General features: G+C 68.3%; 22 protein-coding genes. 17 read left to right on the forward strand and 5 right to left on the reverse strand.

Translation table 11 applies throughout. From position 1 onward, the window contains the following. Positions 1 to 32 precede the first annotated feature (32 nt). The 4 genes from tdh to ACTJKH_RS13010 all read left to right on the forward strand — a co-directional run bounded on the left by tdh (position 33) and on the right by ACTJKH_RS13010 (position 3,166). On the forward strand, positions 33 to 1,076 hold the full coding sequence (tdh, locus tag ACTJKH_RS12995; RefSeq protein WP_259162818.1) for an L-threonine 3-dehydrogenase: 1,044 nt from the start codon (positions 33 to 35) through the stop codon (positions 1,074 to 1,076). Continuing rightward, positions 1,076 to 2,254 (forward strand): glycine C-acetyltransferase, encoded by a 1,179-nt coding sequence (locus ACTJKH_RS13000; RefSeq protein WP_440737262.1) that lies wholly within the window; start codon positions 1,076 to 1,078, stop codon positions 2,252 to 2,254. The genes tdh and ACTJKH_RS13000 overlap by 1 nt, the downstream gene beginning before the upstream one ends. A gap of 73 nt (positions 2,255 to 2,327) precedes the next feature. Continuing rightward, entirely contained in the window at positions 2,328 to 2,951 is a 624-nt protein-coding gene (locus ACTJKH_RS13005; RefSeq protein ID WP_210098257.1) for an ArsR/SmtB family transcription factor, read from the forward strand. Continuing rightward, positions 2,948 to 3,166, forward strand: coding sequence for a hypothetical protein (locus ACTJKH_RS13010; protein WP_440737263.1), 219 nt, complete (start codon positions 2,948 to 2,950; stop codon positions 3,164 to 3,166). Before ACTJKH_RS13005 ends, ACTJKH_RS13010 begins: the two co-directional genes overlap by 4 nt. A gap of 75 nt (positions 3,167 to 3,241) precedes the next feature. On the opposite strand, the gene ACTJKH_RS13015 is transcribed toward ACTJKH_RS13010, so the two are convergent. Together ACTJKH_RS13015 and valS are read right to left on the reverse strand one after the other, a co-directional pair. Further along, complete coding sequence (locus ACTJKH_RS13015; RefSeq protein WP_210098255.1) at positions 3,242 to 3,457, reverse strand: hypothetical protein; 216 nt, start codon at positions 3,455 to 3,457, stop codon at positions 3,242 to 3,244. Continuing rightward, positions 3,457 to 6,051 (reverse strand): valine--tRNA ligase, encoded by a 2,595-nt coding sequence (gene valS / locus ACTJKH_RS13020; protein WP_440737264.1) that lies wholly within the window; start codon positions 6,049 to 6,051, stop codon positions 3,457 to 3,459. The genes ACTJKH_RS13015 and valS overlap by 1 nt, the downstream gene beginning before the upstream one ends. A 206-nt stretch (positions 6,052 to 6,257) precedes the next feature. On the opposite strand from valS, the gene ACTJKH_RS13025 reads away from it, so the two are divergent. The 4 genes from ACTJKH_RS13025 (at position 6,258) to ACTJKH_RS13040 (ending at position 11,233) form a co-directional block, all read left to right on the forward strand. Then, the gene (locus tag ACTJKH_RS13025) at positions 6,258 to 7,874 is read left to right on the forward strand and encodes an ABC transporter substrate-binding protein (RefSeq protein ID WP_440737265.1); all 1,617 of its coding nucleotides are present in this window, start codon (positions 6,258 to 6,260) and stop codon (positions 7,872 to 7,874) included. A 103-nt stretch (positions 7,875 to 7,977) separates the two neighbouring features. Then, positions 7,978 to 8,919 (forward strand): ABC transporter permease, encoded by a 942-nt coding sequence (locus ACTJKH_RS13030; RefSeq protein ID WP_440737266.1) that lies wholly within the window; start codon positions 7,978 to 7,980, stop codon positions 8,917 to 8,919. Continuing rightward, on the forward strand, positions 8,916 to 9,728 hold the full coding sequence (locus ACTJKH_RS13035) for an ABC transporter permease (protein WP_210098251.1): 813 nt from the start codon (positions 8,916 to 8,918) through the stop codon (positions 9,726 to 9,728). Before ACTJKH_RS13030 ends, ACTJKH_RS13035 begins: the two co-directional genes overlap by 4 nt. Continuing rightward, complete coding sequence (locus tag ACTJKH_RS13040) at positions 9,725 to 11,233, forward strand: ATP-binding cassette domain-containing protein (RefSeq protein WP_440737267.1); 1,509 nt, start codon at positions 9,725 to 9,727, stop codon at positions 11,231 to 11,233. The genes ACTJKH_RS13035 and ACTJKH_RS13040 overlap by 4 nt, the downstream gene beginning before the upstream one ends. On the opposite strand, the gene ACTJKH_RS13045 is transcribed toward ACTJKH_RS13040, so the two are convergent. Next, positions 11,223 to 11,873 (reverse strand): pentapeptide repeat-containing protein, encoded by a 651-nt coding sequence (locus tag ACTJKH_RS13045; protein WP_440737268.1) that lies wholly within the window; start codon positions 11,871 to 11,873, stop codon positions 11,223 to 11,225. The genes ACTJKH_RS13040 and ACTJKH_RS13045 overlap by 11 nt on opposite strands. 272 nt (positions 11,874 to 12,145) lie before the next feature. On the opposite strand from ACTJKH_RS13045, the gene ACTJKH_RS13050 reads away from it, so the two are divergent. The 8 genes from ACTJKH_RS13050 (at position 12,146) to ndk (ending at position 22,995) form a co-directional block, all read left to right on the forward strand. Then, on the forward strand, positions 12,146 to 13,381 hold the full coding sequence (locus ACTJKH_RS13050) for a DUF1611 domain-containing protein (RefSeq protein WP_440737269.1): 1,236 nt from the start codon (positions 12,146 to 12,148) through the stop codon (positions 13,379 to 13,381). Next, complete coding sequence (locus ACTJKH_RS13055) at positions 13,378 to 15,150, forward strand: ABC transporter transmembrane domain-containing protein (protein WP_440737270.1); 1,773 nt, start codon at positions 13,378 to 13,380, stop codon at positions 15,148 to 15,150. The genes ACTJKH_RS13050 and ACTJKH_RS13055 overlap by 4 nt, the downstream gene beginning before the upstream one ends. Beyond that, entirely contained in the window at positions 15,129 to 16,283 is a 1,155-nt protein-coding gene (locus ACTJKH_RS13060) for a CapA family protein (protein WP_440737271.1), read from the forward strand. Before ACTJKH_RS13055 ends, ACTJKH_RS13060 begins: the two co-directional genes overlap by 22 nt. A gap of 29 nt (positions 16,284 to 16,312) precedes the next feature. Next, positions 16,313 to 17,182: a hypothetical protein gene (locus ACTJKH_RS13065; RefSeq protein WP_440737272.1), complete on the forward strand. Its 870-nt coding sequence runs from the start codon at positions 16,313 to 16,315 to the stop codon at positions 17,180 to 17,182. A 261-nt stretch (positions 17,183 to 17,443) separates the two neighbouring features. Further along, positions 17,444 to 20,809 carry an isoleucine--tRNA ligase gene (gene ileS, locus ACTJKH_RS13070; RefSeq protein ID WP_440737273.1) on the forward strand — a complete coding sequence of 1,122 codons (3,366 nt, stop codon included), beginning with the start codon at positions 17,444 to 17,446 and terminating at the stop codon, positions 20,807 to 20,809. Beyond that, positions 20,806 to 22,158, forward strand: coding sequence for a bifunctional folylpolyglutamate synthase/dihydrofolate synthase (locus ACTJKH_RS13075; protein WP_440737274.1), 1,353 nt, complete (start codon positions 20,806 to 20,808; stop codon positions 22,156 to 22,158). Before ileS ends, ACTJKH_RS13075 begins: the two co-directional genes overlap by 4 nt. Then, the gene (locus ACTJKH_RS13080; RefSeq protein WP_210098242.1) at positions 22,146 to 22,577 is read left to right on the forward strand and encodes a DUF4233 domain-containing protein; all 432 of its coding nucleotides are present in this window, start codon (positions 22,146 to 22,148) and stop codon (positions 22,575 to 22,577) included. Before ACTJKH_RS13075 ends, ACTJKH_RS13080 begins: the two co-directional genes overlap by 13 nt. A gap of 1 nt (position 22,578) precedes the next feature. Then, complete coding sequence (gene ndk, locus ACTJKH_RS13085; protein WP_045254652.1) at positions 22,579 to 22,995, forward strand: nucleoside-diphosphate kinase; 417 nt, start codon at positions 22,579 to 22,581, stop codon at positions 22,993 to 22,995. 70 nt (positions 22,996 to 23,065) lie between these two features. Here the strand turns inward: ndk and ACTJKH_RS13090 are convergent, their stop codons facing one another. Beyond that, complete coding sequence (locus ACTJKH_RS13090; RefSeq protein WP_259162802.1) at positions 23,066 to 23,683, reverse strand: vitamin K epoxide reductase family protein; 618 nt, start codon at positions 23,681 to 23,683, stop codon at positions 23,066 to 23,068. Between the two features lie 283 nt (positions 23,684 to 23,966). On the opposite strand from ACTJKH_RS13090, the gene ACTJKH_RS13095 reads away from it, so the two are divergent. Continuing rightward, positions 23,967 to 26,522: an Rne/Rng family ribonuclease gene (locus tag ACTJKH_RS13095; protein WP_440737275.1), complete on the forward strand. Its 2,556-nt coding sequence runs from the start codon at positions 23,967 to 23,969 to the stop codon at positions 26,520 to 26,522. On the opposite strand, the gene ACTJKH_RS13100 is transcribed toward ACTJKH_RS13095, so the two are convergent. Then, positions 26,487 to 26,753: a DUF4031 domain-containing protein gene (locus tag ACTJKH_RS13100; protein WP_440737276.1), complete on the reverse strand. Its 267-nt coding sequence runs from the start codon at positions 26,751 to 26,753 to the stop codon at positions 26,487 to 26,489. The genes ACTJKH_RS13095 and ACTJKH_RS13100 overlap by 36 nt on opposite strands. Positions 26,754 to 26,951: the final 198 nt, after the last annotated feature.

Genomic DNA, 26,951 nt, shown 5'->3' on the forward strand with positions numbered 1-26,951 from the left:
TTCTACATCGTCGGATGCGGTGTGATCATCGTATGAAGGCATTGTTCAAAGCCGAACGCGCAGCCGGGCTCGAGCTGGTCGATCGTCCTGAGCCCACAGCGGCGGCCGATGAGGTCGTGATCCGCGTGCTGCGCACAGGGATCTGCGGCACCGACCTGCACATCCGTCGCTGGGATGACTGGGCTGCATCCGCGATCGATGCGCCCCTCATCCCCGGACACGAGTTCTACGGCGAGGTCGTCGAGGTGGGTCCGCTCGTGCACGACATCGCTGTGGGTGACCGCGTGTCGGGTGAAGGCCACATCGTGTGCGGCACGTGTCGCAACTGTCGAGCCGGGCGGCGGCAGATGTGCATCCGTACGATCGGCCTCGGGCTCCAGCGCGACGGTGCGTTCGCCGAGTTCCTCGCCCTGCCTGCGACCAACGTCTGGGTGCATCACGCCGATGTCACCCCCGAGCTCGGCGCGATCTTCGATCCGCTCGGCAACGCCGTGCACACGGCACTCACCTTCCCCCTCGTCGGCGAGGACGTACTCGTGACGGGATGCGGGCCGATCGGTCTGATGGCGATCGCCGTCGCCCGGCATGCCGGAGCCCGCTTCATCGCGGCCACCGACGTGAGCGCGCCGCGTCTCGAGATGGCCCGACTGATGGGCGCGGACGAGGTCGTCGATGTCTCGGTCCGCGACATCCGTGACGCCCAGCACTGCCTCGGACTCCGCGAGGGCTTCGACATCGGTTTCGAGATGAGCGGGGCGCCGTCGGCGCTGCCGGCCATGATCGACAACATGAACCATGGTGGTCGGATCGCGATGCTCGGGCTGCCCAGCACGGGGTTCGACATCGACTGGGGCAAGCTCGTCACGCACATGCTGACGATCAAGGGCATCTACGGACGTGAGATGTTCGAGACGTGGAACGCCATGGGTGCGATGCTGCAGACCAGCGCGACGCTGCGCGACTCGATCGGACGGGTGATCGCCGACGTGATCCCCGCCAGGGATTGGGAGCAGGGCTTCGCCGCGGCGGAGTCCGCAGGCACGGGAAAGATCATCCTCGACTGGACGGAGCTGTGATGTACGGGACATTCCGGAAGCATGTGGCGGGCGAGCTCGACGGCATCGAGGCCGCGGGGCTCACGAAGCGCGAGCGCGGCATCCGCGGACCGCAGAGCGCTGAGATCACGGCAGACGGCGCAGAGGTGCTCAACTTCTGCGCCAACAACTACCTGGGGCTCGCGGACGACCCGCGAATCCTCGAGTCCGCGACCGCGGCGCTGCAGGAATGGGGCTACGGACTCGCGAGCGTCCGCTTCATCTGCGGCACCCAGGAGCAGCACCTGGAGCTGGAGCGCCGGCTCGCGGGGTTCCTCGGAACGGATGACGCGATCCTGTACTCGTCGTGCTTCGACGCCAACGGGGGCGTCTTCGAGACGCTCTTCGGCGCCGAGGACGCGATCATCTCGGACGAGCTCAACCACGCGTCGATCATCGACGGGATCCGTCTCTCCAAGGCCCGTCGGCTGCGGTACCGGAACCGCGACATGGCGGACCTCGAAGAGCAGCTGCAGGCGGCATCCGATGCCCGTTTCCGGGTGGTCGTCACGGACGGGGTCTTCTCGATGGACGGCTACATCGCACCCCTCGCCGAGATCTGCGACCTGGCGGAGCGGTACGACGCCCTCGTCTTCGTCGACGACTCGCACGCCGTCGGGTTCGTGGGTGAGAACGGCCGGGGCACTCCCGAGCTCTGCGGCGTCGCCGATCGTGTCGACATCTACACGGGCACGTTCGGGAAGGCGCTGGGTGGAGCATCCGGCGGCTACGTCGCTTCGCACGCCGACATCGTCGCCCTGCTGCGTCAGCGCTCGCGTCCGTATCTGTTCTCGAACACGCTCGCACCGGCGATCGTGGCGGGCACCCTGACGGCTCTCGACCTGGTCGAGGGGTCGGCCGATCTCCGTGCGCGTCTGCGCGACAACGCCGCCCTGTTCCGAGAGCGGATGACGGCGGAGGGCTTCGACCTGCTGCCGGGGGAGCATCCGATCGTTCCGGTCATGTTCGGCGACGCGGGTCTCACGGCACGCATCGCGACCGAGATGCAGGTGCAGGGCATCTACGTCACTGCGTTCAGCTTCCCGGTCGTTCCCCGCGGGCTGGCGCGGATCCGGGTGCAGCTGTCGGCGGCGCACACACCCGAGCAGATCGAACGCTGTGTGGCGGCGTTCGTCACCGCGAGAGCCACCGTGAGCTGACCCCGAGGCTGGCAAAGAGGTCTTTGCAAAAGAAAGCTTGCAAAGACCTCTTTGCAAGCGTATCTTTGCATGCATGGCAGACGAAGAGCAGCTACGACGACTCGACTCAGGGGCGCTCAAGGCGCTGGCGCACCCGCTGCGCGTGCGGATCTTCGATCTGCTGAGCGCTCACGGGCCGCAGACTGCGAGTTCACTCGCCTCGATGCTGGGGGAGACCTCCGGCTCCACGAGCTACCACCTGCGCACCCTGTCGGCCCACGACCTGATCCACGAGGTCGAAGGACGAGGCACGGCGCGGGAGCGATGGTGGGAGCTCCCCCAGGGGCGCATCGACATCCCCGGTCCGAGCCAGAGCATGTCGCCGGCCAACCGCGCAGCCGCGCAGATCGTGTCGTCGGAGTTCTTCCGGCTGCGGCACGAGACCCTGATGTCGTACGTGAACCGCCCCGACATCGAGGTGCCGGAGGGGTGGAAGGATGCGGGCCTGATCGCCACGACCCTCCTCGAGATGACTCCTTCGCAGATGGAGGATCTCAAAGACGAGCTCATGGCCGTCATCGACAGTGCTGTCGCGCGGTATCGAGGCCAGACCGGGCCGGACGTGCGTCGCGTATCGATGCGCACCGAGCTCTTCGATCTTCCGTCGACGGGGCCTGTGCTCTCCGACGCCACCGACTCGAACGAGGAGGAGTCATGACCAGCGCGACCATCCATCTCGTCGCCCCGACTCAGGCGGAGCGGAAGCTCCTCGGCTTCGCCGATCTGCTCACCGCCTTCGTCGAACGTCGCATCGCACGTCGGGCAGAGAAGCGGCTGCTCGCGCTCGACCTCCTGCGTGAACAGCAGACCAGGCGCCAGGATCCGCGGGCGGTCGATCACATGCTCGCGCAGGTCGGGCTCTCGCGGCGCTGAGGCGCTGAGGCGCTCCGATCGCAGCGAAGCCCCCTGCCGCAGGCGCGGACAGGGGGCTTCGTCGTCTGAGTCGGATCAGTCCTCGAACGGGCGGGCGATCACGTCGCCGGAGCCCGTCTGCACGACTTCCCAGCCCGCATCGAGCTCGGCGATCGCGCGGCCCTCGAGCCAGGTGAGCGTCCAATGCCCCGTGAGACCGCGCGATTCGACCTCGGCGATGGCCGGCCGGAGCGCGGCGGGAACGGATGCCGGCGGCTCGGAGCCCGTGGCCCACCGCGTGCCCAGCTGCATCAGGCGCCCTCGACCGGCGCGAGCTCGATCGCGGTGACCGCGAACTCGTCGGCCTCGGTGAACTCGAGCTCGGCGATGCGTCCCACGGCCCTGAGGTCGTCGGCTGCGGCACGGAGTGCCTCGAGCTTGGCGGCGGGTGCCGCGATCGCAGCCCGCGACACCGGCGTCTTCTGGGAGGCCTTCGCCTCCGTCTTGGCACGGCGGATGCCGATCAGCGCCTCGCTCGCGGCCGACAGCACTGCGGTGTCGCCCTCGATGCCGAGTGCCTCGGGCCACGCCGCGGTGTGCACCGAGCCCTCTTCGAACCACGACCACACCTCTTCGGTCGCGAACGAGATGATCGGGGCCAGCAGGCGCAGCAGGGTCGACAGTGCCAGACGCAGTGCGAGCGCGGCGGATGCCTGGCCCACGTCGTTCTGGTTGTAGGCACGCTCCTTGACGAGCTCGAGGTAGTCGTCGCAGAAGGTCCAGAAGAACGCCTCGGTGACCTCGAGTGCCTTGGCCTGGTCGTAGTTCTCGAAGGCTCTGGTGGCCTCCGCGATCACGGCGTCGAGCCCGGTCAGCATCGAGGCGTCGAGCGCATGCGTCACCTGCGCACCCTCGGGCACGGGGAACGACAGCACGAACTTCGCGGCGTTCAGCACCTTGATCGCCAGGCGGCGGCCGATCTTGACCTGCGTCGGGTTCTGCGGGTCGAAGGCGGCATCCATGCCCAGGCGGCTCGAGGCGGCCCAGTAGCGCACCGCATCCGATCCGTGGGTCTCGAGGATGTCCGCCGGCGTGACGACGTTGCCTTTGGACTTCGACATCTTCTTGCGGTCGGGGTCCACGATGAACCCCGAGATCGCGGCGTTGCGCCACGGCGAACGACCGTCCTCGAGAGTCGAGCGCAGCATCGTCGAGAAGAGCCAGGTGCGGATGATGTCCTGACCCTGCGGACGCAGGTCGAACGGAGCCGTGAGGTTCCACAGCTCCTCGTCGCGCTGCCATCCGCCGGCGAGCTGCGGGGTGAGGGAGGAGGTCGCCCAGGTGTCGAGGATGTCCGCTTCGGCCTCGAAGCCGCCTGCCGCGCCGCGCTGGTCTTCGGTGTAGCCCGCGGGCACGTCGGTCGTCGGGTCGATCGGCAGCGACGCGTGGTCGGGGGCGAGCACGCGGTCATAGTCGCGGTCGCCGTTCTCGTCGAGCCCGTACCAGAGGGGGATCGGCACGCCGAAGAAGCGCTGACGCGAGACGAGCCAGTCGCCGGTCAGGCCGCCGACCCAGTTCTCGTAGCGCACGCGCATGAAGTCCGGGTGCCAGGCGAGCTCGGTGCCGTGCTCGAGCAGCTCATCGCGGAGCTTCGCGTCGCGGGCGCCGTTGCGGATGTACCACTGCCTCGTCGACACGATCTCGAGCGGGCGGTCGCCCTTCTCGAAGAACTTCACCGCGTGGGTGAACGGCTTGCCGACCGCTGTCATGTCGCCGGTCTCCTGCAGCTTCTCGACGATCGCCTTGCGAGCAGAGAACACGGTCTTGCCGGCGAGCTCGGCCTCGTACCAGGCGATAGCGTCGGCACCGGCGACGATCGACGGTGCGGTGGGCAGGAAGCGTCCGTCCAGGCCGATCGTCGTCATGTTGGGCAGGTCGCCGCCGTCGACGGTGCGCAGCTCGCGCCACCAGATGATGTCCGTCACGTCGCCGAAGGTGCAGACCATGGCGGCACCTGTGCCCTTGTCGGGCTGTGCGAGGTGGTGTCCGTGGATCTCGATCTCGGCGCCGAAGAACGGGGTGCGCACCTTGGTGCCGATCAGGTGCTTGTGCGGCCCCTCGGGGTGCGTCACGATCGCGACGCAGGCGGGGAGCAGCTCCGGGCGGGTCGTCTCGATCGTGATCGAGCCCGAACCGTCCGCGAAGGGGAAGTCGATGGTGTGGTACGCGGCCTGCTGATCGCGGTCCTCGAGCTCCGCCTGCGCGATGGCCGAGCGGAAGTCGATGTCCCACAGCGTCGGCGCGAGCGACTGGTAGGCCTCGCCGCGCTCGAGGTTGCGCAGGAACGCGAGCTGGCTCTGACGGATCGTGTCGTCGGAGATCGTGCGGTACGTCTGCGTCCAGTCGACGCTGAGTCCGAGCTGGCGGAAGAGGGCCTCGAACTGCTTCTCGTCCTCGATGGTCAGGCGCTCGCACAGCTCGATGAAGTTGCGGCGGCTGATCGGCACCTGGTCGGCCGCGCGGCTGGACTTGTTGTCGCCACCCTCGAAAGGCGGCGTGAAGTCGGTCTGATACGGGAGCGTCGGGTCGCAGCGCACACCGTAGTAGTTCTGCACGCGGCGCTCGGTGGGCAGACCGTTGTCGTCCCAGCCCATCGGGTAGAACACGTTCTTGCCGCGCATGCGCTCGAAGCGCGCCTTGACGTCGGTGTGCGTGTACGAGAACACGTGTCCGATGTGCAGGCTTCCGGATGCCGTCGGCGGCGGAGTGTCGATCGAGTAGACGCCGTCACGGCCGGACTGTGCGGCGCGGAGACGGTCGAAGAGGTACGTGCCCTGCTCGGACCACGACTCACCCCACTTCGCTTCGAGGCCTTCGAGTACGGGCTTGTCGGGAATCACGGACATGGAGGTCTCCTCGAGCGATGTGTGCGGCACTGTGTGAGCGTGCCTGAGTGTGGGTTGTGCCCCACAGTCTAATCGCCCCGCACGGGTGCGGAGTCTCGCCACCCCCGGAGCCGCGCGCCCGAGTCGCCGTGGTGGATCTAGACTTGGATCGAGTCCAAGAACTGATGCATCCGCGTCGTCTCCCGCATTCCCTCCCGAGGAACAGCATGCCCATCTCCTTCCTGCGCCGCGCGATCCCGCTCGGCGCCACCGTCGTCGTGAGCGCACTGCTGCTCAGCTCCTGCGCGACACCCGCATCCGATTCCGAGTCCGAGGGCGGCGAGCTCGTCTGGTCGATCGAGGGCGCGAACCTCTCGGCGGGGCACATGGATCCGCAGGTGAGCCAGCTCGACGTCTCGGGCATGGTGCAGCGCGCGGTGCTCGACTCCCTCGTGTTCCAGGAGGACGACGGATCGTTCGTGCCCTGGCTCGCGAAGGACTGGAAGGTCTCGGACGACAGCACCGAGTACACGTTCATGCTGCGTGACGACGTCACGTTCACCGACGGCGAGCCGTTCGACGCGGAAGCGGTCAAGGCGAACTTCGACCGCATCGTCGACCCCGAGACGGAGTCGGCGCAGGCGGCGTCGATGCTGGGCGCCGACTTCTACGAGGGCACCGAGGTCGTCGACGAGTACACGGTGAAGGTCAGCTTCACCCAGCCGTACGCGCCGTTCCTACAGGCGGCCAGCACGCCTCAGCTCGGCTTCTACTCACCGGCGGTCCTCGAGGAATCCGCCGACCAGCTGAAGGCCGGAGGGCCCGGCATCACGGTCGGCACCGGCCCGTACGAACTGACCGAGTACACGCCCGATCAGGAACTCGTCTACACGCGCAACGACGACTACGCCTGGGGTCCGCACGGCGAGAAGGCGCCGAAGGTCGAGACTCTGCGTGTCGAGATCCAGCCGGAGGCCTCCGTGCGTACGGGCGTCGTGCAGAGCGGCGAGGCGGATCTGGCCAGCAACATCCCGCCGAACCTCGCCGGCGATCTCGGCGACGGCATCACGGTCGACTCGATCGAGTACCCGGGTCTGCCGTACTCGCTGTACCTCAACGAGAAGTACGGGGTGTTCGCCGACGAGAAGGTGCGTCAGGCCTTCGCCCGAGGCATCGACGTCGACGCGGCCGTCGAGGAGATCTTCTTCGGACAGTTCCCGCGGGCGTGGAGCGTGCTCGGATCGACGACCCCCGGCTACGACGCCTCGCTCGAGGGCACGTGGACTTTCGATCAGGATGCGGCGAACGCGCTGCTCGACGAGGCCGGCTGGACCGAGCGCGACAGCGACGGCATCCGGATGAAGGACGGGAAGCGTCTGTCGGCCCGGTGGATCGCTTGGACCCCTGTGCCGGACGACCGTGCGGCTCTGGCGAACGCGATCCAGTCCGACCTCAAGGGGATCGGCTTCGAGGTCGTCCGCGAGGTGCTGGAGCCCGGAGCGTACAACGAGCAGTACGGTCCGAAGACCTTCGACCTGACCGACTGGGGATTCTCCGGCGTCGACCCTGACTTCCTCCGCGCGCACCTGCACACCGACGGATTCCAGAACGCGTCGCAGGTCACGGATCCCGAGATCGACACGCTGCTCGACCAGGCCGTCGCCTCCAGCGACCAGGACGAGCGCAACGGCATCTACACGCAGCTGCAGGAATGGAACGCCGAGTACACCGCGATCGTTCCGCTCTACAGCCCGTCGGCCATCACGGCCGTCGGCGAGCGCGTCAGCGGTCTCGACTACGACCTCTATGGACGTCCGCTCTTCTACGACGTGAGCGTCGGCTGACCCCTGAGCCGTCGAGCGCCCTTCGGCATTTGGCTGCGGTATCGTTCGTGAGCGAGCGCCGCGAGCCGGAGGGCGCTCAGGAACCGTCGAGAGGGCGCCCACGGTGAAGGCAGCGTTCCTCCGCATCGCCGGTCTTCTTGCATCGGTCGTGATCGTGCTCTGGGGTGCGGCGACGCTCGTCTTCCTGGCGTTCCGCATCGTCCCCGGTGATCCGGTCTCGGTGATGCTCGGCCCGCAGGCGCAGGTCAGTGAAGCCGTGAAGGACGGCATCCGTGCCGATCTCGGGCTCGACCGCCCCCCGCTCGAGCAGTATCTGACGTTCATCGGTCAGCTCGCCCGGGGAGACCTGGGGGAGTCGTACCAGCTGCGGATGCCGGTGACCGAGGTCATCGGACGTCAGCTCGGGGCGACGCTGCAGCTGTCGGCGCTGGCCCTGGTGATCGCGGTGCTGCTCGCTCTGGCCGTCGCCGTGCTCGTGCGCGGTCAGGTTGGACGAGCCGTCGCCTCGGGCGTCGAGCTCGTCATCCTGTCGTCGCCCGTGTTCTGGATCGGCCTCATCCTGCTCAGCGTCTTCGCCTTCGGGCTCGGCTGGTTCCCCGTCTCGGGTGCCCGGAATCCGGCGACGATCGTGCTGCCGGCCATCACCCTCGCTCTGCCCGTCGCGGCGCTGCTCAGCCAGGTGCTGCGTGACGGGCTCGTGCAGGCCGAGCGGATGCCGTTCGCCGAGACCGTCCGGGCCCGAGGCGCGGGTCCGACGTGGTTCACCCTGCGTCACGGGCTGCGACACGGCGCCGCGAGCGCGGTGACCCTTGCGGCCTACCTGACCGGATCGGTGCTCGGAGGAGCCGTGCTCGTCGAGACCGTGTTCGCCCGTGCAGGTCTCGGACGCGTCACCCTCGCCGCCATCACCAACCGCGACCTCCCTGTGATCACCGGCATCATCCTGCTCAGCGCCATCGTCTTCGTGACCGTGAACCTCGTGATCGAGTTGCTGCATCCGCTCATCGATCCGCGTCTGCGCGCCGAACGCGGAGGCCCCCGATGAACCGCGCGCAGGCCGTGCTGCTCTGGTGCGCGGTGGCCGTGCTCGTGGTGCTGGCCTTCGCCGCAGCCTTCCCCGGAGTCCTCGCCACCCACGACCCGCTCCAGACGGATGTGCGCTCGGGTCTGCTGCCGCCGAGCGCCGAGCACCTCTTCGGGACCGACCAGAGCGGCCGCGACGTGTACTCGCGGGTGGTCCATGGAGCGGGCCGCTCGATCGGCATCGGTCTGCTCGCGACCGCCATCGCGGTCGCGGTGGGACTGCTCGTGGGTGCCCTCGCGGGACTCGCGCCACGCGGGGTCGATGCGGCGCTGATGCGCGTGAACGACGTGCTCATGGCGTTCCCCGAGTTCCTCGTCGCGCTCGTGGTCGTCGCGGTGCTCGGGCCGGGGCCGGTCAACATCGCGATCGCGGTGACGCTCGCCGCCGTGCCCGTCTACATCCGTCTCGCCCGGGTGCAGACCCGCACGCTCCGCAGCGCCGAGCATGTCGAGGCGGCACGCATCCTCGGGGTGCCGCCCGTGCCCGCGTTCGTCAGGCACGTGGTGCCGGGGGTGCTCGGCTCACTGAGCGTGCTCGCGACGATCGGCATCGGATCGAGCATCCTCGCCGCGGCCGGACTCAGCTTCCTCGGTCTCGGTCCGTCGGAGCCGACTCCCGAGTGGGGACTCATGCTGGCGGGCGGCCGCAACGTGCTGGGCCAGGCCTGGTGGATCGCGGTCTTCCCCGGCATCGCGATCACCCTGACCGTGATCTCCGCCACGATCGTCGGACGTGTCCTGCGTGCCAGGGCAGAGGGGCGGACGTCATGACGGCGGCACTGGAGCTGCAGGGTCTGCGCATCGACTTCGGCGGAGCGCCCGTCGTCGACGGAGTCTCGATGTCCGTGGCACGCGGAGAGTGCGTCGCGATCGTGGGCGAATCGGGAGCGGGCAAGTCGCTCACGGCCCGCGCGCTGCTGGGGCTGACTCCCGCGAACGCTCGCGTGCGGTTCGACCGGCTCGTCGTCGACGGCACGGATGTCGCCGGATTCGGTGAGCGGCGCTGGCGTTCGCTGCGCGGCGTAGGCATCGCCCTCGTCTCACAGGATGCTCTGGTGTCGCTCGACCCCCTGCAGCGGGTGGGCTCGGAGATCGCCGAGCCGTTGCGCATCCACGGCGTCGTGTCCGGCCGCGCGGCGCTGCGCGAACGGGTGCAGGGGATGCTGCGCCGGGTCTGGATGCCGGATGCGGTGCGCCGGGCGCGGCAGTATCCGCACGAGCTCTCGGGTGGCCTCCGTCAGCGGGCCCTCATCGCCTCGGCGATCGCGGCCGAGCCGGCCGTCCTCATCGCGGACGAGCCGACCACGGCGCTCGACGCCACCGTGCAGGCTCGGATTCTCTCGCTGCTCCGCGACATCGCGGATGCGGGCACCGCGATCGTGTTCATCAGCCATGACTTCGCGGCCGTCCGTCGGATCGCCGACCGCGTGCTCGTGATGCGCGACGGCGTGGTGGTCGAGTCAGGGCCGGTGGCGGAGGTACTGGAGGCGCCCCGGCACGAGTACACCCGGCAGCTGATCGCGGCGACCGTTCACGAGCCACGGGTGTCGTCGGCAGAGGCTGTGTCGCCTCTGCTCGTCGCCACGGGCGCGACCAAGACGTTCGGCGCATTCGCAGCGGTGCGCGAGGCGTCCTTCGCCGTGAACGAGGGGAGGACTCTCGGCATCGTCGGGGAGTCGGGGTCGGGCAAGACGACGCTTGCGCGCATGATCGTCGGCGTCGAGCGACCCGACGACGGAGGGCTGCGCTGGATCGGGGAGCGCCGCGTGCAGCTCGTGCACCAGAATCCCCTCGGCGCCTTCGACCCTCGATGGACCATCGGGCGATCGCTCAGGGAGGCGCTCGCCGCGGGCGGCGTGCCCCGGGCGCGGCGAGCGGCGCGCGTCGTCGAGCTTCTCGCCGAGGTCGACCTCGACCCGGTGCTGGCGACCCGTCGGCCCCTCGCCCTGTCGGGCGGGCAGCGTCAGCGCGCCGCGATCGCACGGGCGCTGGCGGCCGAGCCAGAGGTGCTGGTGCTGGACGAACCTGTGTCGGCTCTGGATCCCTCGGTGCGCGAACGAGTGCTCCACCTGCTGCTCCGACTGCAGCGGGAGCACCGGCTGACCATGATCTTCGTCTCGCACGATCTCGACGTCGTCGGCGCCGTCGCGGACGAGGTCCTCGTGATGCAGGACGGCGTCATCGTCGAGCAGGGCGCGGTCGCAGACGTCTTCGCATCGCCGCAGCATCCGTTCACGCAGGAGCTGCTGGAGGCGAGCGGGTCCGTCAGTCCCTGACCTGGATGCCGATTCCGGCGGCGAGCACCGGTGCGAGCTGTTGCACCTGGAAGCTGCTCAGCGTCGTGCCGCGGAGGCTGTTCGCATCGAGGAATGCCGACGCGTCGAGCCCTCGGAGGTCGACATGCGCGGCGCGCATGCCGCGTGAGTCCACCTCGTCGGTGCGGGTGTCGGTGAAGCGGACGCGGGTGAGTTCCGCCTGGGGCATGTCGATCGTCCGGATGCTGCACCCGGTGATCTCGATATCGGTCGCCCGCACCCCGCCGAGGTTGAGGTAGTCGATCCGCACATCGCGGAGCTCCAGCTCGTCGATGCGCGCACCGCTGAGATCGAGCGTGCCGATGCGGCCGCCGCTGACGCGGACGCGGCGCACTCCGGCATCCCTCATCTTGAGCGACGCGATGCGGACACCCGCCATGTCGACGTCGATGAGCGTGGCTCCGGTCAGGTCGACGCTGTCGGCATCGGCCGTGATCGTGCACTGCTCGAGTGAGGCGTGGGCGAGGTCTGCCGTGACCTCGAGATCGAGCCGTGCCGCGAGCAGGTCGGCACTGCGCCTTGCGGTCGCGGACTCGAACTCGCGAGGAAGGTCGGGGGGCGAGACGCGGGGAGCCGCGGGGGATTCGGGGGAGCGGGCCATGCTTCGAGAGTAGGGTTTCTCGGTCCTGAAGCAGAATTCCGGTATCACCTGGCGGTTTCGGATGCTTTCGTCGACTCGACCCGTCGTGGTCCGGGTAGTGTTACTGGCCAATCTGGGGATATGGGGGAGTGGCGGCTGGGGCATGCCACTCCGACGCCGATCGTGTGCATCCTCCCGCTTTTCGGGGGATGGCTCGACACGGCAGCGGGACGGGTGCGTTCATCGCGCCCGAATGTGAACGACCCATCTCCTCGAAAATCTGAGGGGACACAATGAAGCGCGAGACCTGGGTGCGGATGCTTCCGCACGAGATGCGCATCGCCGCGAAGCAGTCGTTCTCGACTCGACGTGTGCCACTCGAGTCGATGCGGACCCTGGTCGGGGGAGCCGTCCGTCCGCGCTCCGGCGACGTCGTCATCGCGCGGATCGAGAGACTCGGCCACCACCGGCACATCGAGCAGCCGCACGGTCGTCGCAGCCTGCTGCACGTCGGTGATCTGATCATCGTCGCGTACGCCGACCGCTATGCGACAGACCAGTTCGAGTCGTATGTTCCGCGGCATCTGGGCCCGGTCAACCTCGTCGCCAGCGGGGGAATAGCCTCCGCGGCGATCTCCCGGAGCAGATCAGTGCGTCCCGCGACGGACATCGTTCCGATCGGACTGATCGGCGATGAGGCGGGCCGCCCGCTCAACGTGGCGGACTTCCGGCTGCCGACGCTGGCGCCGCCTGCCGAGCGTCCGCGCACGATCGGCGTCCTCGGTACGTCGATGAACGCCGGCAAGACGACGACGATCCATTACATGGCACACGGGCTGTCCAAGGTCGGTATGCGCCCGGGTGTCACGAAGGTGACGGGAACGGGATCGGGCAACGACTACTGGGTCATGCTCGATGCCGGTGCGCACATGATGCTCGACTTCACGGACGCGGGCCTGGCATCGTCTTTCCGCCAGCCCACATCCGTGCTCGAGGAGGTCATGTCGCAACTGGTCGCGAACCTGTCGCTCGGCGGAAGCGGAGTGAACTTCGTGGAGATCGCCGACGGGGTGTTCCAACGCGACAATCGAAGCCTGCTGGAGTCGGCGGTGGTGCACGATCTCATCGACTGCGTCGTTCTCGCCGCATCCGATGCGATGGGCGCGGCTCAGGGACTCCGATCCTTGACCGATCACGGATTCGACGTCGTCGCACTGTCGGGGACCATGACGAAGTCGCCGTTGGCGATGCAGGAGGCCGCTGAAGAGCTGGACCTGCCGATCTGGGGTCTTCCGGAGCTGGAGAACGCCGAGCTCATCGCACCGGTGTTGGGTATCGACTCGACCATGCTGCGTGCGCCGGTTCCGCCGCCCCAGCCCGCGTGGCCGATCGACCTGGCGGGTCTGGAGCCCCTCGCCGAGACCCGGCTCGCGACGTCCACGGTCGAACTCGCAGGTCGACGCGGCGGATTCCGTGACTCGACTGAGCTGATCGAACAGGTGCGGGCATCGTCTATGGTGCTCTCGTGACCCCGCAGGTCGACGACCTCGACGGCGACCCGCGCGACCCGTCCCGCGGCGACCTCCGACGCCTCCTCCGTGTGCGGCGCCGCGATCTCGTCGTGGTCGCCCTGCTCGGCATCCTCCAGGCAGCACTGATCATCGATTTCATGCTGCTGGCACGTCTGGTGATCGATCAGCTGGTCCCGTCCGGCGTCGGCGAAGCCGCCGACTCGACGTACCGGCAGACCCTCTGGTTCTGTCTGCTCCTCGCCGTCCTGGCCGTGGTGATGGGAGCCGCCCGTTCCTGGGAGTTCACGTGGGCGGAGCGCGCGGGATACGAAGTGGTCCGGAAGCTGCGGATGGAGATGTACGGGCACCTGCAGCGGATGCGTCCCGAGCACCTGCGGCATCGTGCCCGGGGTGGACTGCTGCTGCGTCTCACCGGCGATCTGTCGATGCTGCGCATGTGGTTGAGCCGGGGCCTTCTCGAGGGGCTGTCGGCCGGCATCGTTCTGAGCGCGGCACTCGGAGTCCTCGTGTGGATGGACGTGTGGCTCGCGCTCGCGGTCGTCTGCGTGCTGGCATCCGGTGCCGCACTGTCACTCGGGCTCGGGCGTGCGATGCGCGATGCCACCCGTTCGATGCGTCGACGACGATCTGCGTTGATGAGCAACGTCGACGAGCAGATCAACGCCCTTCGCGTCAGTCAGGTCTCGGGGCGGGTACAGGGCGAATTCCGTCGGCTGTCGCGACAGAACGACGCGCTGACCGTCTCACTGTCGCGAGTCGCGGGGCTTCGGGGGAGACTGCGCGGGATCGCCGCCGCGATCTCGCTGGTGAGTGTGGTCGCGGTGCTCACTGTCGGCGTCATCCAGGTCCATCGCGGAGCGACGAGCGTCGGCGTCGTGGTCGTCGGAGCGCTTCTCGCCCGCTATCTCGCACGCCCCGTGCGCACCCTCGGTCTCGCGCACGACTACTGGCACCGCGGTGTCGTCTCCCGGCAGAAGGTCGTGGAGTTCCTCGGGAGCTCCAGTCGCCGGGTCGAGGAGGAGGCGCAGGCGCCGCTCGTCGTCAAGGGCGGTCGCATCGAGTTCGTCGACGTCGAGGTTCCCGGTGCGCTGAGCGGATTCACGGCGATCGCGGACCGCGGCGAGTTCGTCGCGATCACCGGTGCATCGGGCACCGGGAAGTCCGCGGTGCTCGACGTGCTCACCAGGATGGCGGAGCCGACCCGCGGGAGCATCCTCATCGACGGTCAGCTCCTGTCTGACACGTCTCCGTCGTCGATCGGTGCGATGGTGGGCGTCGCGAGTCCCGACCTCCCGCTGCTGCGAGGCACCGTACTGCGCAATCTGACGTACGCGGCTCGCCAGGCGGGGCCCGGTGAGGTGCAGAGGATCGTGAAGGCCCTGGGGCTCGATGAATCGCTGGCGCGGAACGACGATCCGGGCGTCATGGGCTGGGTCATGGAGGGCGGCGCGAATCTGACGGCGGGCGACCGCCAACTCATCGCGCTGGCCAGGGCGATGGTGGGTACTCCACGGATCCTTCTCCTCGACGAGCCGCTTGCCGGGATGGATGCCGATGCGCGGTCCCGCGCGCGGGAGGCGATCCTCCGTCATCGCGGCACGGTGCTGATGGTCACCCAGGATCCCGACGCGCTCGCACTGGCCGACTCCGTCTGGGTGATGTCCCCGGGTGGCGCCGTGACGGCGCTCACCGGGGAGGAGTACCGAGACCACGTCTGGCGGAACCGGAACACGAGGAGCAAGAGATGGACGGCGAGCGCACGATGACACCTCCGCAGAGGACCCGCCGACGACGCGCGGGGAGAAACCTGAGACGCGACCGACGCTGGATCGGAGCGAGCCTCGTCGTGGCGGTCGGGTCTGCAGCCCTTCTCGGCAGCCAACTCGCCTTCGCCACGCCGGAACCGCCGCCCGTGGTCGCGGCATCGGCACCGGCGCTGTCAGACGGCGTCCTCGATCTCGGATTCGCCGGAGACACGATGTTCGGTGACGGTTCGGCCGAGAAGCTCGCGGCGTCGGGACCGATGCCGCTGCTGGCCGGGGTCGCGCCCATTCTCGACGACTTCGACTACACCATCGTCAACGCGGAGGTCCCGTTCACGACGATCCAGACCCCGGCGAACCCCGGAGCGAAGTACACCTATGCCAGCGATCCCAGCGATCTCGCCGCACTGCGTGAGATCGGCGTCGATGCGCTGAACCTCGGCAACAATCACGCGATGGACCGCGGCGGCGAGGGGCTGGCCGACACGATTCGCTATGCGGAGAGCGACGGACTCGCCGCGTTCGGCGCGGGGGCGACCAGAGCCGACGCATCCATGCCCCTCGTGGTGCGCTCCGCGCAGCTCGATGTGGCCGTGGTGTCGTTCGGCGAGGACTTCGGAGCACTCCATCGCAGCACCGACACGACACCGGGGATGCTGCCGCTCCGATTGGATCGCGTCGAGCAGGCGATGCGGTCGGCGCGCGACAACGGTGCAGACAAGGTGGTGGCGTTCGTGCACTGGGGGAACAACTACGAAGACGTCAACGCGCAGCAGCGATACTGGGCCGGCGTGTTCTCGGATGCGGGATACGACGCCGTGATCGGCAGCGGATCCCACACCCTCCAGGAGGTCGACGTTCTCGACGGGATGCCCGTCGTGTACGGCATGGGCAACTTCGTGTTCGGCGCACCCGGTCGCTTCGCCGCCTACGGCAAGCCGGGCCTGGGGGCTGTCGTCGGTCTGCGCTGGAACCACGGAGGCACGGGCACTGTCAGCGTTCGCGTGATCGCGACCGACAACAAGATCGTCGACTACGTGGCGAGGCCCGTGCCCGAGTCCGAACTCTCCACGGCCCGGGCCATCATCGGGGATGCGGTGACGTGGCACGGCGACGTCGCGACGCTCCGCTTCTGATGCGTCGCAGCTGGGGGATCCTGATCATCATGTCCATCGTCCTCTCCGCCGCGCTCGCCGCCTGTTCGCCGATCCCGCCGGTCTCCGGACTCCTCGGCAGCGGCAAGTACGTTCTCCGGGTCGAGGGTCGTGAGCCGATCCCCGTCTACTACGTCACGGGCGCACGTGCGACCGAGCAGGCGACGATCATCGTCGTCATGCACGGGGTCGAGCGCAATGCTGCGGACTACCGGAACACGTGGACCGAGCTCGTGCGCGACCGCGACGTGGTGGTGGTGGCGCCGCAGTTCAGTGATGACGAGTTCCCCGACGCGGAGAACTACAACCTCGGCGGTCTCGCCGATGCCGAGGGATCGAATGGCGACGACTCTCGCGTCCTCGACGGCGCCTACGGATACATCGAGCCGCTGTTCGAGGATGCCCGTGACCGGATCGGAGGCGAGCAGAGCGGCTTCTCGATGTTCGGCCACTCCGCGGGTGCCCAGTTCGTGCACCGCTACGTGGAGTTCGTCCCCCACGCTCCCGTCGACGTGGCCGTGGCGGCGAATGCGGGGTGGTACACGATGCCGGATGACTCCGCACGGTTCCCGTTCGGACTCGACGGTCCCGACGCACCGGACTTCGACGCGACCGCCGCGTTCGGCCGTCATCTGATCGTGCTGCTCGGGACCGACGACGTCGGAACGAAGAACCTGAGGCGGGATCCCGATGCCAGCGCCCAGGGAGACACGCGGCTCGAGCGCGGTCGGGAGTTCTTCGACCGATCGATGCGCGCGGCCGACCAGGACGGCGTGGCCCTCCGGTGGGAGCTGCACGAGGTCCCCGGGGTCGACCATGACCAGGTCGCGATGGCCGCCGCCGCGGTGCACTACCTCCTCGACCGTGGGCGGGCGCGCTGAACGGCGACGGGCGGGAGGCTCCGGTTGGCGCGTACAATGGAGTCACGAGCTGTGATCCGACATCACCGGGGAGCTCTCGGAAGAACGGTCGCCTCGCACGGGGCGACTCACTAGAACCGAGCGGGGCAGGCCCGTCACAGCCGCAGTGAGAGTGGCTCCGCCGTGAGGCGCGGCACGCGAGGTGGTACCGCGGTTCCCCGGAACGACAGTCCGGACGGATCGTCCTCGCAGCAGCATCCGCCACGACTCCTGCGAGACGACATGACCTACCCGCGTTCCTCCTTCGGCCCCGCCGCCGACCAGGCTGCCTCCGTCGCCCCGAGCCCTCGGTTCCCCGAGATCGAGCGCGACGTGCTCGACTTCTGGGAGACCGACCAGACCTTCCGTGCCTCGATCGAGCAGCGCGAGGGCGATGACGAGTGGGTCTTCTACGACGGCCCGCCGTTCGCCAACGGTCTGCCGCACTACGGGCACCTTCTCACGGGCTATGCCAAGGATGTGTTCCCGCGTTTCCAGACCATGATCGGCAAGAAGGTCGACCGCGTCTTCGGCTGGGACACCCACGGTCTGCCCGCCGAGCTCGAGGCCATGAAGCAGCTCGGCATCACCGAGAAGAGCGAGATCGAGGCCATGGGCATCGACGTCTTCAACGCGAAGGCGAAGGACTCGGTGCTCAAGTACACGCACGAGTGGCAGGACTACGTCACGCGTCAGGCCCGCTGGGTCGACTTCGAGCGCGGGTACAAGACGCTCGACCTCGGGTACATGGAGAGCGTGCTCTGGGCGTTCAAGACCCTGTTCGACAAGGGCCTCGCCTACGAGGGATACCGTGTGCTGCCGTACTGCTGGCGTGACGAGACCCCGCTGTCGGCGCACGAGCTGCGCATGGATGACGACGTCTACCAGAACCGCCAGGACCCATCCGTCACCGTCACCTTCCCGCTGACCGGCGCCAAGGCCGAGGCGCTCGGACTCACCGCCGTGCGCGCCCTCGCCTGGACGACGACCCCGTGGACGCTGCCGACCAACCTCGCCCTCGCCGTCGGACCCGACATCGAGTACGTCGTGCTTCCGGCAGGTCCGAACGGAGCCGCCGACGTGCACGCGGCTGCCGGAACCACGGATGCCGCGATCGAGGCCTCCGCGCACCGGTACCTCCTGGCCCGCGAGCTTCTGGGCGGCTACGTCAAGGACCTCGGATACGAGAACCTCGACGACGCGCTCGCCGCAGTCGATGCGACCGTCAGAGGCGCCGACCTGCAGGATGTCACCTACGACCGTCTCTTCGACTACTACGCCGACACCGAGACCTACGGCACCGATAACGCCTGGCGCATCCTCGTCGACGACTACGTCACCGTCAGCGACGGCACGGGCATCGTCCACCAGGCTCCCGCCTACGGTGAGGACGACCAGCGGGTGGCCGGTGCCGCCGGCATCCCCACGATCCTGTCGCTCGACGACGGCGGCAGGTTCCTGCCGAACGTGACCGACGTCGCCGGCCAGCTCTGGATGGACGCGAATACGCCGCTCATCCGTCTGCTCCGCGCCGAGGGCCGCCTGCTGCGCGAACAGAGCTACGTGCACTCGTACCCGCACTGCTGGCGCTGCCGGAACCCCCTGATCTACAAGGCGGTGTCGAGCTGGTTCATCCGTGTCACCGACATCAAGGACGACCTGCTCGCGAACAACGAGCAGATCACCTGGGTGCCCGAGAACGTCAAGCACGGCCAGTTCGGCAAGTGGCTCGAGGGTGCACGCGACTGGTCGATCAGCCGCAACCGCTACTGGGGATCGCCTATCCCGATCTGGAAGAGCGACGACCCCGAGTACCCGCGCGTCGACGCGTACGGCTCGCTGGAGGAGATGGAGCGCGACTTCGGCACGCTGCCGCGCAACCCCGAGGGCGAGGTCGACCTGCACCGTCCGTACATCGATGATCTGACGCGTCCGAACCCCGACGACCCGACCGGCAAGAGCACCATGCGCCGCATCGAGGACGTCTTCGACGTGTGGTTCGACTCGGGGTCGATGCCGTACGCGCAGGTGCACTACCCGTTCGAGAACCAGGAGTGGTTCGACACGCATGCGCCCGCCGACTTCATCGTCGAGTACATCGGTCAGACCCGTGGATGGTTCTACGTCATGCACGTGCTGTCGACCGCGCTGTTCGACCGCCCGGCGTTCACCGGCGTGAGCTGCCACGGCATCGTCCTGGGCAACGACGGCTACAAGATGTCGAAGTCGCTGCGCAACTATCCGGACGTCTCCGAGGTGCTCGACCGTGACGGTTCCGACGCGATGCGGTGGTTCCTCATGTCGAGCTCGGTGCTCCGCGGTGGCAACCTCGCGGTGACAGAGGAGGGCATCCGCTCGGGTGTCCGCGAATTCCTGCTCCCGCTGTGGAACTCCTGGTACTTCTTCGCGACCTACGCGAACGCGGCGAAGCCCGGCGGGTACGAGGCGACCTGGCGCACGGACTCGACCGACGTTCTCGACCGCTACATCCTGGCGCGTCTCGGCGACCTCGTGCGCGAGGTGCGGGCCGACCTCGAGGGGCTCGACTCCACCACCGCGTCCGCGCGTCTGCGCGACTTCGCCGAGGTGCTCACCAACTGGTACATCCGCCGCTCGCGCGATCGGTTCTGGGAAGGCTCGTCCACCGACGCGTTCGACACGCTCTACACGGTGCTCGAGACGCTGACCCGCGTCGCCGCGCCGCTCGTGCCGCTCATCAGCGAGCGCGTGTGGCAGGGGCTCACGGGCGGTCGCAGCGTGCACCTGCAGGACTGGCCGGACGACACCGCGTTCCCCGCGGCCGACGAGATCCGCGACGCGATGGATGCCGTCCGCGAACTGTCGAGTGTCGGCAACGCGTTGCGCAAGAAGGAGAAGCTGCGCGTGCGCCTGCCTCTCGCGCGGCTCACCGTCGTGTCGCCGCTGGCGGCCACGCTCGGCCAGTTCGAGGACATCCTGCGCGAGGAGCTCAACGTCAAGTCCGTCGAGCTGGTCGCGCAGTCCGAGACGACCGCGGCGGACTACGGCATCAGCCACCGGCTCAGCGTGATCGCGCGTGCTGCAGGGCCTCGTCTCGGCAAGAACGTGCAGACCGTCATCAAGGCGGCGAAGGCGGGCGACTGGTCGGAGACCGACGGCGTCGTCGTCGCGGGCGGCATCGCGCTCGAGCCGTCGGAGTACGAGCTCGCACTCGAGACCACCGGGCGTCCGGAGGGCGAAGCTCTCGCTCTCGTGCCGACGGGCGGCGTCGTGCTGCTCGATACGCAGACCACGCCGGAGCTCGAAGCCGAGGGGCTCGCGAGAGACATCATCCGCGCCGTGCAGGACACTCGCAAGAATGCGGGCTTCGACGTCAGTGACCGGATCCAGCTGGTGCTGACCTTCCAGGACGCGCAGGATGCGCAGTACGTCGCGTCGGCGTTCGACACGGCCGACGTCGCGGGCGAGACCCTGGCACGGGAGTTCGCCGTGCGCTCGGCCACGGAGACTCACGTGGAATCGGGAGAGCACGCGGCGGCCGCCGAGTTCGAGGCGGTCATCCCGAAGGGCACGTACGCGAACAGCGGCGACTTCACGGTCGCCGTGCGCCGGATCGGAGTGTCCGCATGAGCGCGCGGGACAGGGCGGATGCCGTCTTCGAGACCCTGCTGAGTCGCGCGGGGGAGCGGTGGGTGCAGCCCCGCAAGGAGCGCACCGCGCGGATCCTGGCCTTCCTCGACGATCCGCAGCGCACCTACCGCGTCGTGCACATCACGGGAACCAACGGCAAGACGTCGACGGCCCGGATGATCGAGAGCCTGCTCCGTGCGCACGGTCTGCGCACCGGACTGTTCACGAGCCCGCACCTCGAGCGCTTCACCGAGCGCATCATGATCGACGGACAGCCGATCGAGGATGCTGCGGTCGCCGACGCGTGGGACGAGATCGAGCCCTTCGTCGGGATCGTGGATGCCGAGCTGGAAACTGCGGGAGAGGAGCCGCTCACGTTCTTCGAGCTGCTCACCGTGCTGGCCTTCGTCGCGGTGGCCGATGCTCCGGTCGACGTGCTCGTGCTCGAGGTGGGCATGGGCGGCGAGTGGGACTCGACCAACACGGCCGACGGCGATGTCGCGGTCTTCGCGCCGATCGACATCGATCACGCCGATCGCCTGGGGAGTACGATCGCCGAGATCGCCACGGTCAAGGCAGGGATCATCAAGGAGGGTGCGGCCGTCGTCTCGGCGCAGCAGCCCACCGAGGCGGCTGAGGTGCTCCGGCGCGTCGCCACGGAGAAGAACGCCACGATCGCCTTCGAGGGTGACGAGTTCGGTCTCACCGACCAGAAGCTCGCGGTCGGCGGGCAGCTCATCTCGATCCGCGGACTCGCGGGGGAGTACCTCGAGGAGTACCTGCCGCAGTACGGCGCCCACCAGGGCCACAACGCCGCCCTGGCCGTCGCAGCGGTCGAGTCGCTCATCGGCGGTGGACAGCATCGGATCGCCGCCGACATCGTCTCGGAAGGGCTGCAGGGCGCGACGTCTCCCGGTCGCCTGCAGCTGCTCGGCATCGCCCCCACGGTGATCGTGGATGCCGCGCACAACCCGCACGGTGCCGCCGCGCTCGCTCAGGCGATGGACGACAGCTTCGACTTCGACGAGTGGGGCGTCGTGCTCGGGGTGCTCGCCGACAAGGATGCGGCGGGCATCGTGACGAAGCTCGCCCCGGCCGCCGCGCATGTGTTCGCGACCGCGCCGGACTCCGACCGCGCGAGCGACGCCGATGCGATCGCCGACCTCGTCGAGGCCACGGGCAATCGTGCCACCGTGCACGCGACGCTCGCCGATGCGGCAGACGCGGCACGCGAGTGGGCGGCATCCTCCGATCGCCGCGCCGTGGTCATCGCAGGGTCGGTCGTCCTGGCCGGCGAGGCGATCGCGCTGTCGGAGGAAGAGGACTGGAAGTCGGGGTGGCACGCGTGAGTGCCGATGCCGCATCGGCGAGACCGCCCCGCGCCCCGAGGCCGCCGCGCACCCTGGTGCAGAAGCTCGCGCCGATCGTGCTGGGATTCGAATCGATCGTCGTGTTCCTCGCCGGTCTCACGGTCTTCGGGCTGAAGACGCTGCCGCCCGGCATCCCCCAGTGGTGGGGGATCGTCGGCGGTGGTGTGGTCGGACTCGCGTGCCTCGTCGTGGCGGGCATGATCACGAAGCCCTGGGCGATCACGGCCGGATGGGTGATCCAGGCGATCATCGCCGTCGCCGCCGTCCTGGTTCCGGCCATCCTGCTCGTGGTCGTGATTTTCGGCGGCATGTGGGGGTATGCGACGATCATGGGGGCTCGATTGGACGCACGACGTCCGGCCGGGCCCACGACCGAGACTCAGACAGAGAGTGAATGACATGGCCACCGAAGAAACCCTCGTCCTCGTCAAGCCCGACGGTGTCGCGCGCGGCCTCACCGGAGCGATCCTGGCGCGCATCGAGTCGAAGGGCTACGCGCTCGTCGACATCCGTCTGGTCGAGCCAGACCGCGACCTCCTCGCAGAGCACTACGCCGAGCACGAGGGAAAGCCGTTCTACGAGCCGCTCCTCGAATTCATGCTCTCGGGCCCGTCCGTGGCGATCCGCCTCGCGGGCAACCGTGTGATCGAGGGATTCCGCTCGCTCGCGGGCACCACCGACCCGACGACCGCGGCACCCGGCACGATCCGCGGCGACTTCGGCCGCGACTGGGGCCTCAAGGTCCAGCAGAACCTCGTGCACGGCTCGGACAGCCCCGAGTCGGCCGCACGCGAGCTCGGCATCTGGTTCGACTGAGCGTCCGTTCGACGACGAAGCCCGCCGCACGATCTCGTGCGGCGGGCTTCGTCGTTCGGGCGGCCTCGGATCAGAAGATGATGCGCGCCATCTCGCCGAGGAAGTCGAGGCCCTGCAGTTGAGCCATCATGATGATGACGGCGTACGCGAGGATCGTGGCGAGCGGAACCCAGACCATGAGCTTGTCCGCGCGCTCCTGAGCCTTCTCGCTCTTCGTGAAGGTGCCGTTGCGGGTCAGATGCAGCATGGTCGCGAAGAATGTCGGAATCGTGACCGCCCAGGTGACCATGCACCAGGGGCACAGCACACCGAGGTTCTGGGCGTACAGGCTCTGGCCGATCAGCCAGCAGACCAGTCCGAACGCGAACGTGATGCCGGCGCCGAAGGCAGCCCAGAACCAGCGGGGGAAGCGGGCGCCGGCGAGGATGGCCACACCGACCACGAGGGGCGCGATCCATCCGGAGAGACCCATCAGCGGGTTCGGGAATCCGAACACCTCGCCCTGCCAGGAGCCGAGGTTCTTGCTGCACTGGATGAACGGACTGACGTCACAGGCGAGTGCATCGGTCGGATTCTCGAGAAGCACGAACTTCTCGACCGTGAGCTGGAAGGCGGCGAACCAGCCGACGACGCTCGCGATGATCAGCCAGACGGCATAGACGACGGGGCGGGTGCGCTGCTCGCTCATATGTGGATTATCCCAGTGATCACTATGGATCGGGCGTGAGGCGGGCCGGAGAAAACGACGCGAGCATGCGCCGATGCCGCGAAACGGCCCACTTGGTGCGATAATGGCCTGTGATGCATCGCTCGACCTTGTCGTTGTGGGCGTCGACGCAGACTTCGGGGCCGTATGCCCCTCGTGACCAGAGCCATGAGCCGGTCACACACTGAATGAGTTCGCGGCACCTGTAGGCGCCGCATGAGATTTAGCGGAACACGAAGTGTCCGCCACGAGGAGCACGCCAGAGATGGCCGAAGACAACAATGACTACGACGCACCTACCCTCGATTTCTCTGCGGATGCCGACGCATCCGCAGAGGTAGTCGCCGACGCTCCGGAGGCTGACGGCACGCCCGACGCTCCGGAGAGCGACGAGGTCGAGGCACCCACGGAGGACGCACCTGTCGAGGCTGCTCCTGCGGAGGAGCCTGCTCCTGCGGCTGCTGAGGAGGCTGCTCCTGCGGCTGCTGAGGAGGCTGCTCCTGCGGCTGCTGAGGAGGCTGCTCCTGCTGAGGATGCTGCTGCCGCGGACGCACCGGTCGAGGCGGAGGCCGCCACGGCCGAGTCCGACGACGAGAAGCCTGCCGACGAGAAGCCTGCCGACGAGGCGCCTGCCGACCAGGGCCCTGCTGACGAGAAGCCCGCCGCGGCACCCGCGCCCGAGGCGCCTCAGCCGATCACGGCCGTGTCCCTCGGACTGCTGCCCGAGGTCTTCGTCTCGCAGGTCTCCACCCAGCTCCACTTCTACGCACCCGAGGTCGTGCCGCTCCCGGCCCGTCCGGGTCGCGAGCGCGTGTTCGACCGCATCGCCGAGCGCGAATCCGACGACTCTGCATCCGGTCGTCGTGGCCGTCGCCGTCGTGGCGGCGCGGATGATCTCGACCAGCGCGAGCCGCGCGACCAGCGTGACGAGCCGCGCCAGCCGCGCCAGCGCGTCGTCGAGTACATCACCGAGCCGAAGGCGATCAAGGGTTCCACCCGCCTCGAGGCCAAGAAGCAGCGCCGTCGTGACGGTCGCGACGCCGGTCGTCGTCGTCCGGTCGTGACCGAGGCCGAATTCCTGGCTCGTCGCGAGTCGGTCGACCGCAAGATGGTCGTCCGGTCGAAGAACGGTCGCACGCAGATCGGCGTCCTCGAAGACGGCGTGCTCGTCGAGCACTACGTCGCCCGCAATCAGGACGCGTCGCTGATCGGCAACGTCTACCTCGGCCGCGTGCAGAACGTCCTCCCGAGCATGGAGGCCGCGTTCGTCGACATCGGTCGCGGTCGCAACGCCGTGCTGTACTCGGGCGAGGTCGACTGGGACGGCGTCGAGACCGGCAACCAGCCCCGTCGCATCGAGCTCGCGCTCAAGGCCGGAGACCGCGTCCTCGTGCAGGTCACGAAGGACCCGGTGGGCCACAAGGGTGCTCGTCTGACCAGCCAGATCTCGCTCCCGGGCCGCTACCTCGTGTACGTGCCCGGCGGTTCCATGAACGGCATCAGCCGCAAGCTCCCCGACAACGAGCGCACGCGCCTGAAGCGCATCCTCAAGGAGGTCCTGCCCGAGTCCTCGGGCGTGATCGTCCGCACGGCGGCCGAGGGGGCCACCGAAGACCAGCTGACGCGCGACGTGCAGCGGCTGACGTCGCAGTGGGAGCACATCCGCAAGCAGGTCGAGAATCAGCAGGCGCCTGCGCTGCTGCACGCCGAGCCCGACCTGCTGGTCAAGATCGTCCGTGACGTCTTCAACGAGGACTTCACGAAGATGCTCATCCAGGGCGAAGAGTCGCAGCGCACGATCCGCGCCTACCTCGAGAGCGTCGCGCCTGACCTGCTCGAGCGCGTGGAGTCGTATGAGGACGAGGCTGATCCGTTCGATGCGTTCCGCATCACGGAGCAGATCGAGAAGGCGCTCGACCGCAAGGTCTGGTTGCCCTCGGGTGGGTCCCTGGTCATCGACCGCACCGAGGCCATGACGGTCGTCGACGTCAACACCGGAAAGTTCGTCGGCTCGGGGGGAAACCTCGAGGAGACCGTCACCAAGAACAACCTCGAAGCCGCGGAGGAGATCGTCCGCCAGCTGCGACTGCGCGACATCGGTGGCATCATCGTCGTCGACTTCATCGACATGGTGCTCGAGTCCAACCGCGATCTCGTACTCCGTCGCCTGATCGAGTGCCTGAGCCGCGACCGGACGAAGCACCAGGTCGCGGAGGTCACCTCGCTCGGCCTCGTGCAGATGACCCGCAAGAAGCTCGGCCTCGGCCTGCTCGAGACGTTCAGCGAGGCCTGCGACGTCTGCGCCGGTCGCGGCGTCATCGTGCACCACGACCCCGTCGTGAAGCACCGTGCCAGCAGCAACGGCAACGGCAACAGCAACGGCGGCTCCTCGTCGAACCGTCGTCAGCGCGGTGGCAACGGGCAGAACCAGAGCCAGAACCAGGCGGCGGCGTCGGTGACGACCCACAGCATCCCCGAGGGGGCGAAGTCCGCACTCGCACAGATCGCGGCGTCCACGCGCACGCCGAACGCCGAGGACCCTGCTGCGGAGGCCGCGGCACCGGCCACGGAGCAGGTGGAGGCTCCTGTCGTTCAGGAGCGTGCGAAGAAGCCCCGCAAGAAGCGCGGAGCAGACCGCAAGTCTCCGAAGTCGCCGGCCGAAGCGCTGCTCGACTCGGTCCTCGACGCTCTTCCCGAGCCGAAGGCTCCCGGTCAGGGGCGCGGTCGTCGCCGTGTCTCGACGGCGGCTCTCACGGGCACTCCGGTGTCCGTGAACTCCGAGCCGTCAGCGCCTGTCGCGGGCGGGGATGCGCAGTCCTGACGCGATCAGCCTCCGGACCAGCTCTTTGCCGTCGACGTGTCGTGCGCCGGCGGCGATGAGCCGGGGGACGAGCTCTTCCGGCACGTCGTAGTGGTCGAGGTCGAAGGCGCGCGCAGGCACGTCGTGAGACCTCGCGAAGGCGTGGAGTTCGTCCAGGCTCTCGTCGCTGACGAGGTGAGCCCACAGACGCCCGTGCGCGGGCCAACGGGGGTCATCGACGAGAACGGTCATCTCGTCAGCCTATGGCCGGACACACCGGGCGGCACGTTTTGCCTCCGTGTCCTGCTTCCGGTAAAGTAGTCCCTTGGTGCGTATGCCGCGTCGTCCTGGACGGTCGAGGCGGAGAGTCTTGCGTTCGTACCCGTCGCCCCCCGCGACGCATGCAAGCAACAGTCTTCCCGTGAGATCTCGGAGCCGCGAGCTCCCCAA

This window comes from Microbacterium sp. 22215 (assembly GCF_052045655.1).
In the GTDB taxonomy this organism is placed as follows: domain Bacteria; phylum Actinomycetota; class Actinomycetes; order Actinomycetales; family Microbacteriaceae; genus Microbacterium; species Microbacterium phyllosphaerae.

Excerpts from the sequence above, each read along its gene's own strand:
- valS (WP_440737264.1), bottom strand. The coding sequence starts at position 6,051 with ATGTCCGTGATTCCCGACAAGCCCGTACTCGAAGGCCTCGAAGCGAAG.
- ACTJKH_RS13000 (WP_440737262.1), top strand. The coding sequence starts at position 1,076 with ATGTACGGGACATTCCGGAAGCATGTGGCGGGCGAGCTCGACGGCATC.
- ACTJKH_RS13015 (WP_210098255.1), bottom strand. The coding sequence starts at position 3,457 with ATGCAGCTGGGCACGCGGTGGGCCACGGGCTCCGAGCCGCCGGCATCC.
- ACTJKH_RS13045 (WP_440737268.1), bottom strand. The coding sequence starts at position 11,873 with ATGGCCCGCTCCCCCGAATCCCCCGCGGCTCCCCGCGTCTCGCCCCCC.
- ACTJKH_RS13025 (WP_440737265.1), top strand. The coding sequence starts at position 6,258 with ATGCCCATCTCCTTCCTGCGCCGCGCGATCCCGCTCGGCGCCACCGTC.
- ACTJKH_RS13005 (WP_210098257.1), top strand. The coding sequence starts at position 2,328 with ATGGCAGACGAAGAGCAGCTACGACGACTCGACTCAGGGGCGCTCAAG.
- ACTJKH_RS13040 (WP_440737267.1), top strand. The coding sequence starts at position 9,725 with ATGACGGCGGCACTGGAGCTGCAGGGTCTGCGCATCGACTTCGGCGGA.
- ileS (WP_440737273.1), top strand. The coding sequence starts at position 17,444 with ATGACCTACCCGCGTTCCTCCTTCGGCCCCGCCGCCGACCAGGCTGCC.
- ACTJKH_RS13095 (WP_440737275.1), top strand. The coding sequence starts at position 23,967 with ATGGCCGAAGACAACAATGACTACGACGCACCTACCCTCGATTTCTCT.
- ACTJKH_RS13075 (WP_440737274.1), top strand. The coding sequence starts at position 20,806 with ATGAGCGCGCGGGACAGGGCGGATGCCGTCTTCGAGACCCTGCTGAGT.
- ACTJKH_RS13050 (WP_440737269.1), top strand. The coding sequence starts at position 12,146 with ATGAAGCGCGAGACCTGGGTGCGGATGCTTCCGCACGAGATGCGCATC.
- ndk (WP_045254652.1), top strand. The coding sequence starts at position 22,579 with ATGGCCACCGAAGAAACCCTCGTCCTCGTCAAGCCCGACGGTGTCGCG.
- ACTJKH_RS13090 (WP_259162802.1), bottom strand. The coding sequence starts at position 23,683 with ATGAGCGAGCAGCGCACCCGCCCCGTCGTCTATGCCGTCTGGCTGATC.
- ACTJKH_RS13065 (WP_440737272.1), top strand. The coding sequence starts at position 16,313 with ATGTCCATCGTCCTCTCCGCCGCGCTCGCCGCCTGTTCGCCGATCCCG.
- ACTJKH_RS13100 (WP_440737276.1), bottom strand. The coding sequence starts at position 26,753 with ATGACCGTTCTCGTCGATGACCCCCGTTGGCCCGCGCACGGGCGTCTG.
- ACTJKH_RS13035 (WP_210098251.1), top strand. The coding sequence starts at position 8,916 with ATGAACCGCGCGCAGGCCGTGCTGCTCTGGTGCGCGGTGGCCGTGCTC.
- ACTJKH_RS13060 (WP_440737271.1), top strand. The coding sequence starts at position 15,129 with ATGGACGGCGAGCGCACGATGACACCTCCGCAGAGGACCCGCCGACGA.
- tdh (WP_259162818.1), top strand. The coding sequence starts at position 33 with ATGAAGGCATTGTTCAAAGCCGAACGCGCAGCCGGGCTCGAGCTGGTC.
- ACTJKH_RS13010 (WP_440737263.1), top strand. The coding sequence starts at position 2,948 with ATGACCAGCGCGACCATCCATCTCGTCGCCCCGACTCAGGCGGAGCGG.